This window comes from Pseudoxanthomonas sp. 134C1, from assembly GCF_057773065.1.
Window position 1 is genome coordinate 1 of the sequence record NZ_JBYMTH010000015.1, and the last position, 16,379, is coordinate 16,379.

Sequence of the window (16,379 nt, forward strand, 5' to 3'; positions counted from 1 at the left end):
TTACTTGATGATCTTGGCCACGACGCCGGCGCCGACGGTACGGCCGCCTTCGCGAATCGCGAAACGCAGGCCTTCGTCCATCGCCACCGGGTTGATGAGCTGCACGTTCATCTTGATGTTGTCGCCCGGCATCACCATCTCCGTGCCTTCCGGCAGCGTCACCGCACCGGTGATGTCCGTGGTACGGAAATAGAACTGCGGACGGTAACCCTTGAAGAACGGCGTGTGACGGCCACCCTCGTCCTTCGACAGCACGTACACCTCGGCCTCGAACTCTGTGTGCGGGGTGATGGAACCCGGCTTGGCCAGCACCTGCCCACGCTCCACGTCGTCACGCTTGGTGCCGCGCAGCAGCAGACCCGCGTTGTCGCCCGCCTGGCCCTGGTCCAGCAGCTTGCGGAACATTTCCACGCCCGTGACCGTGGTCTTCTGGGTCGGACGGATACCGACGATTTCGATTTCGTCGCCCACCTTGATGATGCCGCGCTCGATGCGACCGGTCACCACCGTGCCACGACCCGAAATCGAGAACACGTCTTCCACCGGCATCAGGAACGGCTTGTCCACGTCACGCTGCGGCTCCGGAATGAACGTGTCCAGCGCCTCCACCAGCTTCAGGATGGCCGGCACGCCAATCTCCGACTGGTCGCCTTCCAGCGCCAGACGCGCCGAACCGTGGATGATGGGGGTGTCGTCGCCCGGGAACTCGTACTTGGTCAGCAGCTCGCGGACTTCCATCTCCACCAGCTCCAGCAGTTCGGCGTCGTCCACCATGTCGGCCTTGTTCAGGAACACCACGATGTACGGCACGCCCACCTGGCGAGACAGCAGGATGTGCTCGCGCGTCTGCGGCATCGGGCCGTCAGCGGCCGAGCACACCAGAATCGCGCCGTCCATCTGCGCCGCACCGGTAATCATGTTCTTCACGTAGTCCGCGTGGCCCGGGCAGTCCACGTGCGCGTAGTGACGCGTCGGGCTTTCGTATTCCACGTGCGCCGTCGAAATCGTGATGCCGCGGGCCTTCTCTTCCGGCGCCGCGTCAATCGCGTCGTACGCCTTGAACTCGCCGCCAAAGCGCTCGGCACCCACCTTCGTCAGCGCCGCCGTCAGCGTCGTCTTGCCGTGGTCAACGTGACCAATGGTGCCCACGTTCACGTGCGGCTTGGTGCGTTCGAATTTACCCTTTGCCATGGCTGCTTCTTCTCGAGGTGGAACGGTGAAATGGAGTTGGAAAGGTGGTGCTCACGAATGGAATCGAACCATCGACCTCCTCCTTACCAAGGAGGTGCTCTACCGACTGAGCTACGTGAGCGTGAAACTGGTTTGTCGCTTCGGTTACCGCAGGTCCCGCAACGGGCGTTCAAGTGGAGCGGGAGACGGGAATCGAACCCGCACCATCAGCTTGGAAGGCTGAGGTTCTACCGTTGAACTACTCCCGCGCCGGGAGACCACTACAACACAAAACAACTCAAATTTTGGTGGAGGGAGGTGGATTCGAACCACCGAAGGCGTAAGCCAGCAGATTTACAGTCTGCCCCCGTTGGCCGCTTGGGTATCCCTCCGTAGCCACCCGGATGGAGCCGGCCGGAGGGGCCAAATCAAACCGGGGTGAAACAGCCAGCGATTTTGGCCTGAAGCAGTCTGGCTGTCAACGCGGAACACCAACTTTTTTATCAGACATTGAAGCGGAAGTGCAGCACGTCGCCTTCCTGCACCCGGTATTCCTTGCCCTCCAGGCGCAGGCGGCCGGCGTCGCGCGCACCCGCCTCGCCCTTGTATCTGATGAAGTCGTCGAAGGCGATGGTCTCGGCGCGGATGAAGCCCTTCTCGAAATCGGTATGGATGACCGCGGCCGCCTGGGGCGCGGTCGAGCCGGCCTTCACCGTCCAGGCGCGCACTTCCTTGACCCCGGCGGTGAAGTACGTCTGCAGGCCCAGCAGCTTGTAGGCCGCGCGGATCACCCGGTTGAGGCCGGGCTCGTCCAGGCCGAGGTCGGCCAGGAAGGCATCGCGGTCGGCGTCATCCAGTTGGGCCAGTTCCTCTTCGATGGCGGCCGACACCGGCACCACCTCGGCGCCCTCGGTGGCGGCGCGGGCGCGCACGGCCTCCAGGTGCGGGTTGCCCTCGAAGCCGTTCTCCAGCACGTTGGCCACGTACATGACGGGCTTGAGGGTCAGCAGGAACAGGTCGCGGACCAGCGCCCGCTCCTCCTCGTCCAGCCCCAAGGCCCGGCCGGGCTTGCCGTCGCTCAGGCCGGCATGCAGCTTCTGCAGGACGGGCTTGCGCGCGATGGCATCCTTTTCGCCGGCCTTGGCTGAACGTTCGGCGCGGTTGAGCGCTTTTTCGACGCTGTCCAGGTCAGCCAGCGCCAATTCGGTATCGATGGTCTCGATGTCGGCGATGGGGTCCACCTTGCCGGAGACATGGACGATGTCGCCGTGCTCGAAGCAGCGCACCACATGGGTGATGGCATCGACTTCCCGGATATGGGCCAGGAACTTGTTGCCCAGGCCCTCGCCGCTCGCCGCGCCAGCCACCAGGCCGGCGATATCGACGAACTCCACCGCGGTTGGCAGGACCTTCTGCGGTTTGACGATCTCGGCCAGCTGGTTCAGGCGCGGATCCGGCACCGGCACCACGCCGACGTTCGGCTCGATGGTGCAGAACGGAAAGTTGGCCGCGGCGATGCCCGCCTTGGTCAGCGCGTTGAACAGGGTCGACTTGCCTACGTTGGGCAGGCCGACGATGCCGCATTTGATGCCCATAAATATCCGGGATTGGGAATTCGGGATTCGGGATTCGGAAAGCGCTTTTCCAAATCCCCAATCCCCAATGCCTAATCCCTGCCGGTGTGCAGGCGCTTCATGGCTTCGTTGAAATCGCCCCGGACGGCCAGCGGCAGCACGTCGATGGCGTCGTCGATGGCGCGGCCGATCAGGATCTCATCATCCTTGCCGGGCTTGCCCAGCACCCAACCGGTCACTTTGTCCTTGTGGCCGGGATGGCCGATGCCGATGCGCAGGCGATGGAACTTGCCGTGCCCCAGCAGTTGGATGGTGTCGCGCAGGCCGTTCTGGCCGCCATGGCCACCATCGAACTTCAGTCGCGCCACGCCGGGAGCCAGATCCAGTTCGTCGTGGGCCAGCAGCGCCTCTTCCGGCTCGATCTTCCAGTAGCGCAGGGCCGCGGTCACCGATTTGCCGCTGAGATTCATGTAGGTGGCCGGCTTGAGCAGCCAGACCGGCTGGCCGCCGATCACGATCCTGGCGGTTTCACCGAACAGTTTGCTTTCCAGGCCGAACCGCTCGCCCTGCCCTTCGGCCAGGGTATCGACAAAACGGAACCCGGCGTTGTGCCGGGTTCGGGCGTGCTCGGCACCGGGATTGCCCAGTCCGACGATGAGACGAAGACCTGCCATCGCAGTGCCTCACGCCGGTGCGCCCGCTGACGCGGACGCACCGTGGCGCGATATTACTTCTCTTCCTTCTCGGCGCCTTCGGCCGGAGCCTCGGCGTCTTCCTTGCCATGCTTGGCGATCACGACGGCGACGTCGTGTTCCTTGCCCAGCTTCAGCTCAGGGATTTCCACGCCGGCCGGCAGCTTGATTTCCGACAGGTGCACGACGGCGCCCACGGCCAGGTTCGACAGATCGATCTCGATGAACTCCGGCAGATCCTTCGGCAAGCACTCGACCACGACTTCGTTCAGTTCGTGGGTCACGACCACGTCGGCCGACTTGCCGGCGGGCGAGGTGTCCTGGTTGACGAAGTGCAGCGGCACCGCGGTACGCAGGGTCTCGTTCTCGTTCACGCGCTGGAAGTCCAGGTGCATGATCTGCTGCTTGTACGGATGGCGCTGCATGTCACGCAGCAGCACCCGCTGGATGTCGCCATTGAGGCTCAGGTCCAGGATCGAGGAGTAGAACCAATCGTGCTGGCTGGCCAGCCAGACTTCGTTGTGGTTCAGCTGGATGCTGACCGGCTTGAGTTCGCCACCACCGTAGACGATGGCGGGCACGTTGCCGGCGTGACGCAGGCGGCGGCTCGCACCCTTACCCTCGTCTTCGCGGCGCTGCACCTTGATTTCGTGTGTCTTTGCCATGTTTGCTAACTACCTATGTTGATGAACCGCCTCGCGGCGGCCTTGAAGACTCCCCCGCGACCAGGAGAGTCGTTGAAATGCCGGGATTCGGCATTCGGGATCGAGGATTCGCAAGCACGAATCCCGAATCCCCAATCACTAATCCCGGCCGTCAATCCACGTACAGCGAGCTCACCGATTCGCCGAAGGCGATGCGGCGAACGGTTTCGGCCAGCAGTTCCGCCACGCTGAGCTGGCGGATCCGGCCGCACGCCTTCGCTTCCGGCGAAAGCGGGATGGTATCGGTGACGACCAGTTCGTCCAGCACCGACTTGTTCAGATTGTCCACCGCCGGGCCCGAGAGCACGGCGTGGGTGCAGTACGCGGCCACCTTCTTGGCACCGCGCGCCTTCAGCGCGGCGGCCGCGGCGCACAGGGTGCCTGCGGTGTCGACGATGTCGTCCACCAGCACGCAGTCCTTGCCGTCCACATCGCCGATGATGTTCATCACGGTGGCGACGTTGGCGCGCGGGCGGCGCTTGTCGATGATGGCCAGGTCGGCATCGTCCAGGCGCTTGGCGACGGCGCGCGCGCGCACCACGCCGCCCACGTCGGGCGAAACCACGATCAGGTTGTCGGTGCCGTAGGCGCGCCAGATGTCGGCCAGCAGCAGCGGCGAGGCGTACACGTTGTCGACCGGAATATCGAAGAAGCCCTGGATCTGGTCGGCGTGCAGGTCAACCGTCAGCACGCGATCGGTACCGACCGCACTGAACATCTTGGCCGCCACCTTGGCGGTGATCGGCACGCGCGAGGACCGCAGGCGGCGATCCTGGCGCGAGTAGCCGAAGTACGGCACCACCGCGGTGACGCTGGCCGCCGAGGCGCGCTTGAGCGCGTCGATCAGCACCAGCAGTTCCATCAGGTTTTCCGCGGCCGGGGCGCAGGTGGGCTGGACCACGAACACTTCCTGGCGACGAACGTTCTCCTCGATTTCCACCTGCACTTCGCCATCGGAGAAGCGCGACACCAGCGCCTTGCCCGGACGCACGCCCAGCTCGCGGCAGATGCTGTCGGCCAGCGGCTTGTTGGCGTTGCCGGAGAAGACAAGCAGGTTGCGGTCGTCTTGCATTTTTCTTCTCTCGGCGTTGGCTTCTGGCGGCGGAAATCGCGGGAGGCAACCCGGAACAGGCGCTGCTTGGAAACCGCGGATTGGCAGGGGCGGAAGGATTCGAACCTACGAATGCCGGGATCAAAACCCGGTGCCTTAACCACTTGGCGACGCCCCTAGGCGTTAGGTTTCCGCTCCGAGCGCATCCTGCAGCGGCGAACGCGCGGCGCCTGACGCCAGCCAGGCCCGCACGCCGGACAGTTCCGCCAGCGCAGCTTCCGCCTGTGCCCGCTGCGCGAACTCGACGAAGCAACCGCTGCCGGAGCCGGTCAGCCGCGGCGTGCCGATACGCGCCAAGGCCTGGAACACCGCCTCGATGGCGGGTTCCCGGCGGCGCAGTACCGGCTCGAACGCATTGCCGAGCAGGTGTCCCGAAACGAAGTCCGACATTTTCGCGGGTGGCGCGTTTCGCGTCAAATCAGGGGCCTGGAAAAGCGCCGCCGTGGGCGCGTGCACGCCCGGATCGGCCAGCACGTACCAGGCCGGCGGCAGGGCGATGGGCGTCAGCTGCTCGCCGACGCCTTCGGCCCAGGCGTTCTCCCCGTGGACGAAGATCGGCACATCCGCGCCCAGCCGCAGCCCCAGTTCCGCCAGCCGCTGTGTCGACAGGCCCGTGTTCCACAGCCGATTGAGGACCACCAGCACGGTGGCCGCGTCGGAGGAACCCCCACCGAAACCGCCCCCGACTGGAATCCGCTTTTCGGCGGAGATATCGGCACCTTGGCTGCAATTCGTTTCACTTTTCAGCAAATTCGCAGCGCACACCAGCAGATCGTCCGCTTCCGCAACTCCGGGTACGGAAGTCCCGATCCGGCGGATGGCGCCATCCGCCCGGACCCGCAGGTGCACGGTGTCCCCCCAGTCGAGGAGGCGGAAAACGGACTGCAGCAGGTGGTAGCCGTCCGGCCGACGGCCGGTGAAGCGCAGGAACAGGTTCAATTTGGCCGGTGCGGGCCATGCCGACCAGCCGTCCCCCTCCTGCCACTGGCTCACGGGCCGGCTCCGAGGTCCCAGCGATCCACCACCAGACGGACCCTGGCCTGGCCGCGCTCGGCTTCGACGCGCCGGGGCATGGCCGGCTGCTCGCCCGAGGCGGGCATCCATTCCGTATAGCGGATGTTCCAGCCGGCCTGGCGCAAGGCCTGGAGCTGGCCTTCCGGCCCGAATTCAGGGCTGCCCTGGTCACTGAGGCCCCGGGCCCACTCGGACAGCGTCCGCACCGGAATATCCCAGCCGGTGGCTTCGCGCAGCAGCAGGTCGGCATCGTCCCCTTGCCGGGGGCCGCCTTCCAGCCCTTCCAGTCGCACCCCGTCGGCATCCACGCTCAGGCGCCAGCTCTGGCGGGTGACCGGTGCGCTCAGCGATGCGGTGTACCGCTCACCCTGCTGGTGCCAGTCGAGCCGGCCACTGCCACCCTTGCCGGCCTGGCTGACCGCCACCCGCGCCTCGAATCCCCAGTCCTTGCGACCGCGCAGCCATGCTTCGCGGGTGGACTGGCGCGCCTGTGCCGCCGCCACGTCCTCGGGATCCACCAGGGCGGGAGGTACCGCCTTGCGTCCGCCGCCGCTGGCGCAGGCGGCCAGCAGCACTATCCAGGCCGCGAGCAGCGGTCCACGCACCATCCACTTCATGCTCCGGTCTTCTCCAGCGCCCGCTGCAGCGAGCGGTTCTCGGGATCCAGCTTGCGCGCTTCGTCGAAATACTTGCGCGCTTCGTCTTTCTGTCCCATCACCCACAGCACTTCGCCGACGTGCGCGGCGATTTCGGGATCCTTCTGCAGGGTAAAGGCGCGCCTCAACTGCACCAGCGCCTGCGGCAACCGGCCCAGCCGGTACAGCACCCAGCCATAGCTGTCGATGATGGCGGCGTTCTCGGGTTCGGCCACCCGCGCGCGATCGATCAGTTCCAGGGCTTCCTGATAGCGCTGGGTGCGATCGGCCAGGGTATAGCCCAGCGCGTTGAGGGTCGCGGTGTTCTCGGGATCGATCACCAGGATCTTGCGGAAATCGGCCTCGGCGCGGTCGATGCGATCACGGCGCTCCCAGGCCAGGCCCCGCGCGTAGAGGATCTCGAGGTCGTCCGGATAAGCCGCCAGGCCGCGCGCGAACACGTCCAGCTCGCCGGCGTCGTCACCGTTCTTCTGCCGCAGTTCGGCCTCCAGCAGGTAGGCGTTGCGGCGCGCATCGTCGTCGGCCGAGGCGTCTCCCTGCAGGGTGCGCAGTTCCTGGAACGCCTGGTCCTTGCGGTCGAGCTCGTAGAGCGTATTGGCGGCACGGAGCCTGGCCTCGGCGCGGGCGCCGCCGGTCGGCACGCTGCGGTACCAGTCCAGCGCTTCCTGCGGGCGCTTGAGGAACTCGGCCATCTGTCCCAGCAGCAGCCGACGGCCGCCCTCGGGTTCGCCGGCCTCCTGGCGCAGCTCGTCATACAGCGCGGTCAACGCGGTGGTGTTGTCGGCCTTGGCCAGCAGCGAAGCACGCAAGGCGTAGCTCTGATCGTCCTGCGGGCCCTTCGCCAGGGTTGCCGCCGCGGCGGCGGAATCACCGAGCGCCTCGTACTCGGCCGCGATGGCCAGGCGCAACTCCGGTCTTTCGACGATGTCCGCGCCCAGCCCGCCCAGCACCTTGCGGGCCGCGGCTTCGTCTCCGGATCGCCGCAGCTGGGCCGCGTGCAGCAACACCACGCGAGGTTCCTGGGGGAACCGTTCCACCACCCGGCCGACGATGCGGCTGGACAGTTCCGGCTGTTCCAGTTGCTGGGCCAGTCCCGCGAATGCCAGCCACGCCTGCAGTTGGGCCGGAATCGCGTTGCCATCGACCAGTTCGCCGAGCAACTTCGCCGGCAATCCGGGATCCTTGCCGCCGCTGCCCAGCGCGGTGAGCGCATAGCGCCAGCCCATTTCATCGGGCGATTTCACCAGCGTATCCAGCTCCCGGCGGGCGGCGCGGGCATCGCCCCGGCGCAGCGCCAGGGTGGCTTCGGCTCCGCGCATCGCCAGCGATTTGGGCGCGCGCGCGCGCCACAACTTCAACGCCTCCGTGGCGCCGGCGTCGTCATTGGACAGCAGGGCGATGCGGGTGGCCCGTTCGGCCAGCCCCGCGTCCTCGGTGCCGCGCGCGGCCTCCAGGTACCAGCGGGAGGCTTCCGACAGTTGCCCGGCCTGGAGCGCGAACTCGCCCGCCATCACCGTGGTCAGGGCATCATCGCGGGCCGATGGCGCCTTGCGCGAGGCCAGGGCGGGCCCGGACAGGGCCAACAGCAGTGGAATGACCAGGCTGAGACGCAATATTGCGGGCATGAGACTCACGTGGGCCGTAAAATAGCGGCCACTTACCAGCCAGCAGCTTAGCGCAAGCACCTGAACGATGACGTTGTGGGTCCTCGGACTGAATCACCAGACCGCGCCGGTCGAACTGCGCGAACGCGTGGCCTTCGACGCCGGCGCGTTGCCGACTGCGTTGAGCGCCCTGCGCACTCTGCCGCAGGTCGAGGAGGCAGCGCTGCTGTCTACCTGCAATCGCACCGAACTGTATGCGGTCGCGCATGACGGGCAGGTGCTGGCCAACTGGTTGGCCACCCATGCCGATGGCCTGGAGGCCTATCTGTACCGGCATCGCGATGCCGATGCGGTGCGCCATCTGTTCCGGGTCGCCACCGGCCTGGATTCGATGGTGCTGGGCGAGCCGCAGATCCTCGGCCAGGTGAAGGACGCCTGGGCCAGCGCGCGCGAACACGGCGCGCTGGGCAATCGCCTGGACCGCCTGTTCCAGCAGACCTTCGCGGTGGCCAAGCGGGCCCGCACCGACACCCGCGTGGGCGCCAATCCGGTCTCGGTGGCCTCCACCGCGGTGCGCCTGGCGCAGGATTCGTTCACCCGCCTGAGCGATTCGACCGTGCTGCTCATCGGCGCGGGCGAAACCATCGAACTGGCCGCCAGGCATCTCAGCGAAGGCCGCGTGCGCCGCCTGCTGATCGCCAACCGCACCCTCGCCCACGCGCAGGAACTGGCCAGCCGGCACGGCGGCTACGCATTGCCGCTGGGCGAGCTGGAACGCCACCTGGCCGAAGCCGACGTGGTGTTCTCGGCGACCGCCGCGCGCGAACCGATCCTGCTGCGCACGCATGTCGAGCAGGCGTTGGCGCGACGGCGGCACAAGCCGATGCTGTTGTTCGACCTGGCGGTGCCGCGCGACATCGCCGCCGACGTGGCCGACCTCAACGATGCCTACCTCTACACGGTCGACGATCTGGAGCGCGCGGTCGAGGACAATCGCCGCAGCCGCCGCGAGGCCGCCGACGCGGCCGAGGCGATCATCGAACTGCAAGTCGCCCGCTACGTGGAGACATTGCAGGCCGGCAGCCGGCAGGAACCGCTCAAGCGCCTGCGTGCGCATGGCGAGCAGGCGCGCGACGACGTGCTGGCCAAGGCCCGCCAGCAACTGGCCAACGGCCGCGAGCCGGAAGCCGTGCTGGAATTCCTGGCTCATTCGCTGACCAACCGGCTGCTGCATCCGCCGACCGCCGCATTGCGCGAAGCCGCGTTGACCGGCGATGCCGAGCTGGCGCGCGCGGCCGACCGGCTGTTCCCGGAAAAGGCGCCCTACTCCCATTCCAAGAAACCCGATGACGCCGACCCTGCGCCGTAAACTCGAAGCGCTGGCCGAACGCCGCGAGGAACTGGAACGCCTGCTGGCCGATCCCGGCGTGGCCGGCGACAACGAGCGGTTCCGCAACTACTCCCGCGAGTTCGCGCAGCTGGAACCCGTCGCCACGGCCCTGGCGGAAGAAACGCGCGCCAAGCGCGATCTGGCGTCGGCCGAGGCCATGCGCGGGGACCCGGATCTGGCCGGACTGGCGGAAGAGGAAATCGCCACCGCGCGCGCGCGCCTGGCCGAACTGGAAGACGAACTGTCGCTGCTGCTGGTGCCGCGCGACAACCGCGACGACGGCAACCTGTTCCTCGAAGTACGCGCCGGCACCGGCGGCGACGAGGCGGCCATCTTCGCCGGCGATCTGTTTCGCATGTACGCGCGCTACGCCGAGCGTCAGGGCTGGCGCGTGGAGATCGAATCCGACAATCCCGGCGAGCACGGCGGGTACAAGGAAATCGTGGCCAAGGTCAGTGGCCGTGGCGCGTTCTCGCGGCTGAAGTTCGAGTCCGGCACTCACCGCGTGCAGCGCGTGCCGGAAACCGAATCGCAGGGACGCATCCATACCTCGGCGGCGACCGTGGCGATCATCCCCGATGTGGACGAGGTCGAGGACGTCACCATCAATCCCGCGGATTTGAGGATCGACACTTTCCGCTCCTCCGGCGCCGGCGGCCAGCACGTCAACAAGACCGAATCGGCCATCCGCATCACCCACATCCCGAGCGGCGTGGTGGTCGAATGCCAGACCGAGCGCAGCCAGCACGCCAACCGCGACAAGGCGATGAAACGGTTGAAGGCGCAGCTGCTGGATGCCGAGCGCAGCAAGCAGCAGGCGGCGCAGGCCGCGTCGCGGCGCCTGCAGGTCGGCAGCGGCGATCGCAGCCAGCGCATCCGCACCTACAACTTCCCGCAGGGCCGAATCACCGATCACCGGGTCGAGGGTCTGACCCTGTACGATCTGCCCAACATCATGGAAGGCGACCTGGACCCGCTGGTCGATCGCCTGACCCGCGAATACCAGGCCGACGAACTGGCCCGACTGACGGAGGCGGCATGAGCATCACGGTGCGACGCGCGACCCTGACCGACGCGGAGGCGATCGCGCCGCTGTTCGATCTCTACCGGCAGTTCTACGAACAGGCCGCGGACGCGGCCCTGGCGCAGCGGTTCGTCCGCGACCGGCTGGAGCGGGAGGAATCGGTGATCTTCGTCGCCGCGGAGGGAGATCGCCTGATGGGATTCACCCAGCTGTTCCCGTCGTTTTCCTCGGTGCGCGCGGTGCGCATCTGGGTGCTCAATGATCTCTACGTCGTCCGCGAAGCACGCCGGCAAGGCGTGGCGCGGGCGCTGCTGGACGCCGCCGCGGCATTCGGACGGGACTCGGGCGCCGCGCGCCTGGAACTGGAAACCGATCATGACAACCGCTCGGCGCAGGCGCTGTATCGCCATCTGGGCTGGGACGCCTACGACGGCACCCTGCGGTTCCGGCTGCCGCTGGACGCCTGAGCGCGCGTCGCCCCGCCCGTTCCCGCCTCGCCGCGTGAACGGGCGCCATTGAAAGCGTGGCCGGCCAGCCCTTACGCTGCCGGCATGAGCCACGCCAATGATTTCCTGCCCCTCCGCCTCGCCCTGCTGACCGTCTCCGACAGCCGCACCCTGGCCGAGGACGGCAGCGGCGACTTCCTGGCCACCGCGGCGACCGACGCGGGCCACCAGCTCGCCGAACGCAGCCTGCTACCGGATGACCGCTACCAGCTGCGGGCCCTGGTCTCGCGCTGGATCGCCGACCCGGCGGTGGACGGCATCCTGGTCACCGGCGGCACCGGCTTCACCGGCCGCGACTCGACCCCGGAAGCGCTGCTGCCACTGCTGGACAAGGAGATGCCCGGTTTCGGCGAGCTGTTCCGCGCGATCAGCTTCGAGGAAATCGGCACCTCCTCGCTGCAGTCGCGCGCATTCGCCGGACTGGCGAACGGCACTTTCCTGTTCTGCCTGCCGGGCTCGACCTCGGCCTGCCGCACGGCCTGGGAACGCATCATCGCCGCGCAACTCGACGCCCGCACCCGGCCCTGCAATCTCGCCACCCTGCGGCCCCGCCTCAAGGAATGAACCCAGGAACGTTCATGTCCATCGACGCCACCCTGCGCATGCTCGCCAAGGCCAGCGGACTCAGTGCCGCCGACATCGCCACCGCCATTCCACGCGCCGGCGCCGCCACCGTCCGCTCGTGGATGAGCGGCGACAAGCTGCCCGGCAAGGACCAGTTGGCCGCCCTCGCCCGTGCGTTCGGTGTGCCTGCCGGTGCGCTGCTGGCGGAACTGGCCACGCAACTGGACCCGGCGCGCACGCGCGGCGAACACGATCTCCTGGCCGCCTACCGCGAGTTGAACTCCCGCCAGCAGGGCGCTCTGCTGGAAGTGGCGCGCGGCATGGCCGGCACGGTCCGCCAGAATCGCCGGAAGAAGACGCCATGAAGGAAATCAAGCGCAAGGAATACGAACACCTGCTCAAGCCGCTGCAGCTGGAACTGGCGGCGATGGCGCGTTGGGCCGCGCATGCGGGCGCGCGCATCGTGGTGCTGATGGAGGGCCGCGACACGGCCGGCAAGGGCGGTGCAATCAACGCCATCCGCGAGCATCTCAATCCGCGTCAGTGCCATGTGGCCGCACTGCCCAAACCCGGCGAACGCGAAAGCACCCAGTGGTACCTGCAGCGCTACGTCACCCACTTGCCCGCGGCGGGCGAAATCGTGCTGTTCGATCGCAGCTGGTACAACCGCGCGGGCGTCGAGAAGGTGATGGGGTTCTGCACCGCCACCGAATACCGTCGCTTCCTGGCCCAGGTGCCGATCTTCGAGAAGCTGCTGGTGGACGACGGCATCCTGTTGTTCAAGTACTGGCTGGCGGTGGATCAGGCACGCCAGGAGGAACGCTTCGCCGAACGCGCCGAGGAACCCTTGAAGAGCTGGAAGCTCTCGCCTATCGATCTGAAGGCGCGCGAGAAGTACGCGGACTACACCGCCGCGCGCGAAGCCATGTTCAAGGCCACGCACACCACCGACGCGCCCTGGACGCTGGTCGACTTCAACGATCAGCGGCGTGGCCGCCTGACCCTGATCCGGGATCTGCTGGATCGCCTGCCCGATACCCAGGTCCCGCTGGAGACCTTTGGACTTCCGCCGCTGAAGGGCAAGCCGCAGAAGGAAAAGTACGGCGTGCTGAAGCCGATCGCGCCATTTCCACTCTAGCGCCCAGCGTTCGGCCAGGTCTGGCCGTATGTGGCCCTGCGTGCAACGAATTTCCCCTCACTCGAAGCAACCTCTTCTGAAAGCCTGAAAATCGCCGGAGCGAAGGCGCGCTGGCGCCTTTCATTCCTACGACGTGTAGCGCGTCACTTCCGGTTTTCAATGTGCGTTGCATGTGGGTGGGGCAGACACTAGGGTCGTCCGGCACGCAGTTCCGGAATCCTCTTTCATGGCACGACGCCTTTCCCGTTGCATCGCCCGCATCGCGCTGCTCGTTCTCACCCTGACCGGATGCCAGAGCATGTCTTCCTCCTCTTCGCCGGAGGGCTTTCCCTCCCGCCGGCCGGACGGCTGGCACACCAACGTCGGCGCTGAGTGGCCGCTGAAGTTTCATGCGCACTACTTCGATGCCTACAGTTTCAATACCTATGGGTGCAAGGTTCTTTACCACGAGCGATGGCGCCTCCTGGATGACGAGGCGCAGCTCAAGTCGGACTCTGCGATGTTGGGCTCGAAGTATCCAGAAATACTGACTGCCAGCATGGGGCCCATTCCCAACTTCCCCCCACCGGCAAAAGTGACCTGGCGGTCCCGGGATGGTCAGGCGCATGAAGCCGACATCGACATCGGCGGGATATTCAAAGACCAGTTGATTCGCCATCACGTGGCCCGTGAGGACGCCACTGACCCGGCGACCGATGGAATGCCGGAGATCATTCTGGAAGTCAACGACCGCACCATCAACGTCTACATGCGGGCGACCATCTGGACCAGGAAAGAGCAGATTCCAGGCAATCGCTACAGCGAGTTCCGGGACGACCTCATCCAGGTCTTCAGTCAAACGTACTAGGCCAGGAGGCACGCCATGGGGTCTGTTCCCCGTTCGCCCCGCGATGGCGGCGTGAGCTATTACCCGGCCGACGCGCAGGACCTGGACAGCTACCGCCAGGCCGAAGCGGACGCGCCCGCACCTGTCATTCGTGTCGCATATAGCGCGTCACTTCCGGTTTTCAATGTGCGTTGCATGCAAGCGTCAGAGGTACTAGCGTCATCCGGCACGCAGTTCCGGAATCCTCTTTCATGGCACGACGCCTTTCCCGTTGCATCGCCCGCATCGCGCTGCTCGTTCTCACCCTGACCGGATGCCAGAGCATGTCTTCCTCCTCTTCCCCGGAGGGCTTTCCCTCCCGCCTGCCGGACGGCTGGTACACCAATGTCGGCGCCGAGTGGCCGTTGAAGTTTCATGCGCACTATTTTGGCGTGCACTGCTTCGACACGCAGTCTTGCAGGGTGGTCTATGGAGGCTTCCCGCATGGAGGAGGGGACATACCTTCGCCTTCTGTAGCCTCGTATGGGCGTCCACACGAGTCATTGCTGACCGCAGGACGTGGACCCATCCGCAACTTCCCCCCACCGGCGAAAGTGACCTGGCGGTCCCGGGATGGTCAGGCACATGAAGCCGACATCGACATCGGCCAGATATTCCAGGACCAGTTGATTCGCCATCACGTGGCCCGTGAGGACGCCACTGACCCGGCGACCGATGGAATGCCGGAGATCATTCTGAAAGTCAACGACCGCACCATCAACATTTACATGCGGGCGCACATCTCAACCCGGGAACTGCAAATTCCGGGCAATCGCTACAGCGATTTCCGGGACGACCTCATCCAGGTCTTCAGCCAGACCTACTGAGCCAGGAGGCACGCCATGGGGTCTGTCCCCCGTTCGCCCCGCGATGGCGGCGTGAGCTATTACCCGGCCGATGCGCGGGACCTGGACAGCTACCGCCAGGCCGAAGCGGACGCGCCTGTACCTGTCATTCGTGTCGCATATAGCGTGTCACTTCCGGTTTTCAATGTGCGTTGCATGTGGGAGGGGCAGACACTAGGGTCGTCCGGCACGCAGTTCCGGAATCCTCTTTCATGGCACGACGCCTCTCATCCCGCATCGTTTCCACCGCGTTGCTCGTTCTCACCCTGACCGGATGCCAGAGCATGTCTTCCTCCTCTTCCCCAGAGGGCTTTCCCTCCCGCCGGCCGGACGGCTGGCACACCAATGTCGGCGCCGAGTGGCCGCTGAAGTTTCATGCGCACTATTTCAGCGTCTCGACCTACAGCACCTACGGATGTCGCGTCTTCTACGCAGGCATGCAGCGCGTGGATGACGCTGAAGACGAACTCCAGGGTTCATCCGAACGGCTGGGAGACAAGTACCCCCACAACATGTCCGCCACGATGGGTCCCATTCCCAACTTCCCGCCGCCGGCAAAAGTGACCTGGCGGTCCCGGGACGGTCAGGCACATGAAGCCGATATCGACATCGGCCAGATATTCCAGGACCAGTTGATTCGCCATCACGTGGCCCGTGAGGACGCCACTGACCCGGCGAACAGCCCTATCACCGAGATCATCCTGGAGGTCAACGACCGCACTATCAATGTCTACACGCGAACGACCATCTGGCTGAAGAAGCCCAGATTTCCGGATAGACCGCTCAGCAACATGCAAAGAGACCTCATCCAGGTCTTCAGCCAGACCTACTGAGCCAGGAGGCACGCCATGGGGTCTGTTCCCCGTTCGCCCCGCGATGGGGGCGTGAGCTATTACCCGGCCGACGCGCAGGACCTGGACAGCTACCGCCAGGCCGAAGCCGACCTGGCGCGGATGCGTGTTCCGCTCCTGCTGCGAACCGGCGACCCGCACCAGCGGCTGTTCATCGCCGCCCTGGACGGCACCGGCAACAGCCTGTTCAAGGACAAGCCCGAACATTGGAGTGTCGTGGCCAATATTGCACAGCAAGTCCGGCGGCTCCAGGACGATGGTGTTGCGAACATCGCCAGCGGCTACGTCGAAGGCACCTTCACCCAGACCGGCCTGTGGAAGACTCCGACCCGGCTCCTGGATGGCCGCTTCGGCCACACCTTCGACGAACGGGTGGAGACGGCCTATTTCCAATTGTGTGAGCAGGCCCGAATCTGGTTGGACGAAGACCCGCAGGCGCAGATTCGGGTGGTCGGGGTGGGTTTCAGCCGCGGCGCCGAACAGGTCGCCGCCTTGCAGCGGCTGGTGCACGAGCGCGGCATCCGCGACGCCGATGGCGCGCGCTATTCGGTGAACCGCGAGAACCTGGTGACCCACATCCGCTATGCCGACCGTCCGCTGCTGGTCCAACCCGGCCTGACCGCGCAGGCCGCGCTGCTGTTCGACCCGGTGTCCACCGGCGTGCGCGAACA

At 66.1% G+C, this 16,379-nt stretch carries 18 protein-coding genes and 4 tRNA genes; 10 read left to right on the top strand and 12 right to left on the bottom strand.

Going from position 1 to position 16,379, the window contains the following annotated elements; translation table 11 throughout:
• The 12 genes from tuf to AC3DEZ_RS20205 all read right to left on the bottom strand — a co-directional run bounded on the left by tuf (position 1) and on the right by AC3DEZ_RS20205 (position 8,546).
• Entirely contained in the window at positions 1–1,191 is a 1,191-nt protein-coding gene (gene tuf, locus AC3DEZ_RS20150; protein ID WP_447103104.1) for an elongation factor Tu, read from the bottom strand.
• A 45-nt stretch (positions 1,192–1,236) separates the two neighbouring features.
• A tRNA-Thr gene (locus AC3DEZ_RS20155) sits at positions 1,237–1,312 on the bottom strand.
• Between the two features lie 53 nt (positions 1,313–1,365).
• Positions 1,366–1,439: transfer RNA gene (locus tag AC3DEZ_RS20160), tRNA-Gly, on the bottom strand.
• Positions 1,440–1,476: 37 nt separating this feature from the next.
• Positions 1,477–1,562, bottom strand: a tRNA-Tyr gene (locus AC3DEZ_RS20165).
• A 111-nt stretch (positions 1,563–1,673) separates the two neighbouring features.
• Positions 1,674–2,765, bottom strand: coding sequence for a redox-regulated ATPase YchF (ychF, locus tag AC3DEZ_RS20170; RefSeq protein ID WP_488389799.1), 1,092 nt, complete (start codon positions 2,763–2,765; stop codon positions 1,674–1,676).
• Positions 2,766–2,836: 71 nt separating this feature from the next.
• Positions 2,837–3,418 (bottom strand): aminoacyl-tRNA hydrolase, encoded by a 582-nt coding sequence (pth, locus tag AC3DEZ_RS20175; protein WP_488389800.1) that lies wholly within the window; start codon positions 3,416–3,418, stop codon positions 2,837–2,839.
• A 53-nt stretch (positions 3,419–3,471) separates the two neighbouring features.
• Entirely contained in the window at positions 3,472–4,101 is a 630-nt protein-coding gene (locus AC3DEZ_RS20180) for a 50S ribosomal protein L25/general stress protein Ctc (RefSeq protein ID WP_488389801.1), read from the bottom strand.
• A gap of 151 nt (positions 4,102–4,252) precedes the next feature.
• Positions 4,253–5,212, bottom strand: a complete 960-nt coding sequence (locus AC3DEZ_RS20185) for a ribose-phosphate diphosphokinase (protein WP_447103117.1) — start codon at positions 5,210–5,212, stop codon at positions 4,253–4,255.
• A gap of 81 nt (positions 5,213–5,293) precedes the next feature.
• Positions 5,294–5,369: transfer RNA gene (locus AC3DEZ_RS20190), tRNA-Gln, on the bottom strand.
• Between the two features lie 5 nt (positions 5,370–5,374).
• Positions 5,375–6,244, bottom strand: a complete 870-nt coding sequence (ispE, locus tag AC3DEZ_RS20195) for a 4-(cytidine 5'-diphospho)-2-C-methyl-D-erythritol kinase (RefSeq protein WP_488389802.1) — start codon at positions 6,242–6,244, stop codon at positions 5,375–5,377.
• Positions 6,241–6,882, bottom strand: coding sequence for a lipoprotein insertase outer membrane protein LolB (gene lolB / locus AC3DEZ_RS20200; RefSeq protein ID WP_488389803.1), 642 nt, complete (start codon positions 6,880–6,882; stop codon positions 6,241–6,243). Before lolB ends, ispE begins: the two co-directional genes overlap by 4 nt.
• Positions 6,879–8,546, bottom strand: coding sequence for a tetratricopeptide repeat protein (locus tag AC3DEZ_RS20205; protein ID WP_488389804.1), 1,668 nt, complete (start codon positions 8,544–8,546; stop codon positions 6,879–6,881). Before AC3DEZ_RS20205 ends, lolB begins: the two co-directional genes overlap by 4 nt.
• Before the next feature lie 67 nt (positions 8,547–8,613).
• Between AC3DEZ_RS20205 and hemA the strand changes: the two genes are divergently transcribed.
• The 10 genes from hemA to AC3DEZ_RS20255 form a co-directional block, all read left to right on the top strand.
• Positions 8,614–9,894 (top strand): glutamyl-tRNA reductase, encoded by a 1,281-nt coding sequence (gene hemA / locus AC3DEZ_RS20210; protein WP_488389805.1) that lies wholly within the window; start codon positions 8,614–8,616, stop codon positions 9,892–9,894.
• Positions 9,872–10,957, top strand: coding sequence for a peptide chain release factor 1 (prfA, locus tag AC3DEZ_RS20215; protein ID WP_488389806.1), 1,086 nt, complete (start codon positions 9,872–9,874; stop codon positions 10,955–10,957). The genes hemA and prfA overlap by 23 nt, the downstream gene beginning before the upstream one ends.
• Positions 10,954–11,406 carry a GNAT family N-acetyltransferase gene (locus tag AC3DEZ_RS20220; protein ID WP_488389807.1) on the top strand — a complete coding sequence of 151 codons (453 nt, stop codon included), beginning with the start codon at positions 10,954–10,956 and terminating at the stop codon, positions 11,404–11,406. The genes prfA and AC3DEZ_RS20220 overlap by 4 nt, the downstream gene beginning before the upstream one ends.
• Before the next feature lie 84 nt (positions 11,407–11,490).
• Positions 11,491–12,009: a molybdenum cofactor biosynthesis protein B gene (moaB, locus tag AC3DEZ_RS20225; protein WP_488389808.1), complete on the top strand. Its 519-nt coding sequence runs from the start codon at positions 11,491–11,493 to the stop codon at positions 12,007–12,009.
• A 14-nt stretch (positions 12,010–12,023) separates the two neighbouring features.
• Positions 12,024–12,374 (top strand): helix-turn-helix domain-containing protein, encoded by a 351-nt coding sequence (locus AC3DEZ_RS20230; protein ID WP_447103125.1) that lies wholly within the window; start codon positions 12,024–12,026, stop codon positions 12,372–12,374.
• Entirely contained in the window at positions 12,371–13,147 is a 777-nt protein-coding gene (ppk2, locus tag AC3DEZ_RS20235; RefSeq protein WP_488389809.1) for a polyphosphate kinase 2, read from the top strand. The genes AC3DEZ_RS20230 and ppk2 overlap by 4 nt, the downstream gene beginning before the upstream one ends.
• A gap of 226 nt (positions 13,148–13,373) precedes the next feature.
• Positions 13,374–13,994, top strand: coding sequence for a hypothetical protein (locus tag AC3DEZ_RS20240; RefSeq protein WP_488389810.1), 621 nt, complete (start codon positions 13,374–13,376; stop codon positions 13,992–13,994).
• Between the two features lie 230 nt (positions 13,995–14,224).
• Positions 14,225–14,839: a hypothetical protein gene (locus AC3DEZ_RS20245; RefSeq protein WP_488389811.1), complete on the top strand. Its 615-nt coding sequence runs from the start codon at positions 14,225–14,227 to the stop codon at positions 14,837–14,839.
• A 230-nt stretch (positions 14,840–15,069) separates the two neighbouring features.
• Positions 15,070–15,690 carry a hypothetical protein gene (locus tag AC3DEZ_RS20250; RefSeq protein ID WP_488389812.1) on the top strand — a complete coding sequence of 207 codons (621 nt, stop codon included), beginning with the start codon at positions 15,070–15,072 and terminating at the stop codon, positions 15,688–15,690.
• Between the two features lie 15 nt (positions 15,691–15,705).
• On the top strand, positions 15,706–16,379 hold a 674-nt coding region (locus AC3DEZ_RS20255), incomplete at its 3' end, for a phospholipase effector Tle1 domain-containing protein (protein ID WP_488389813.1).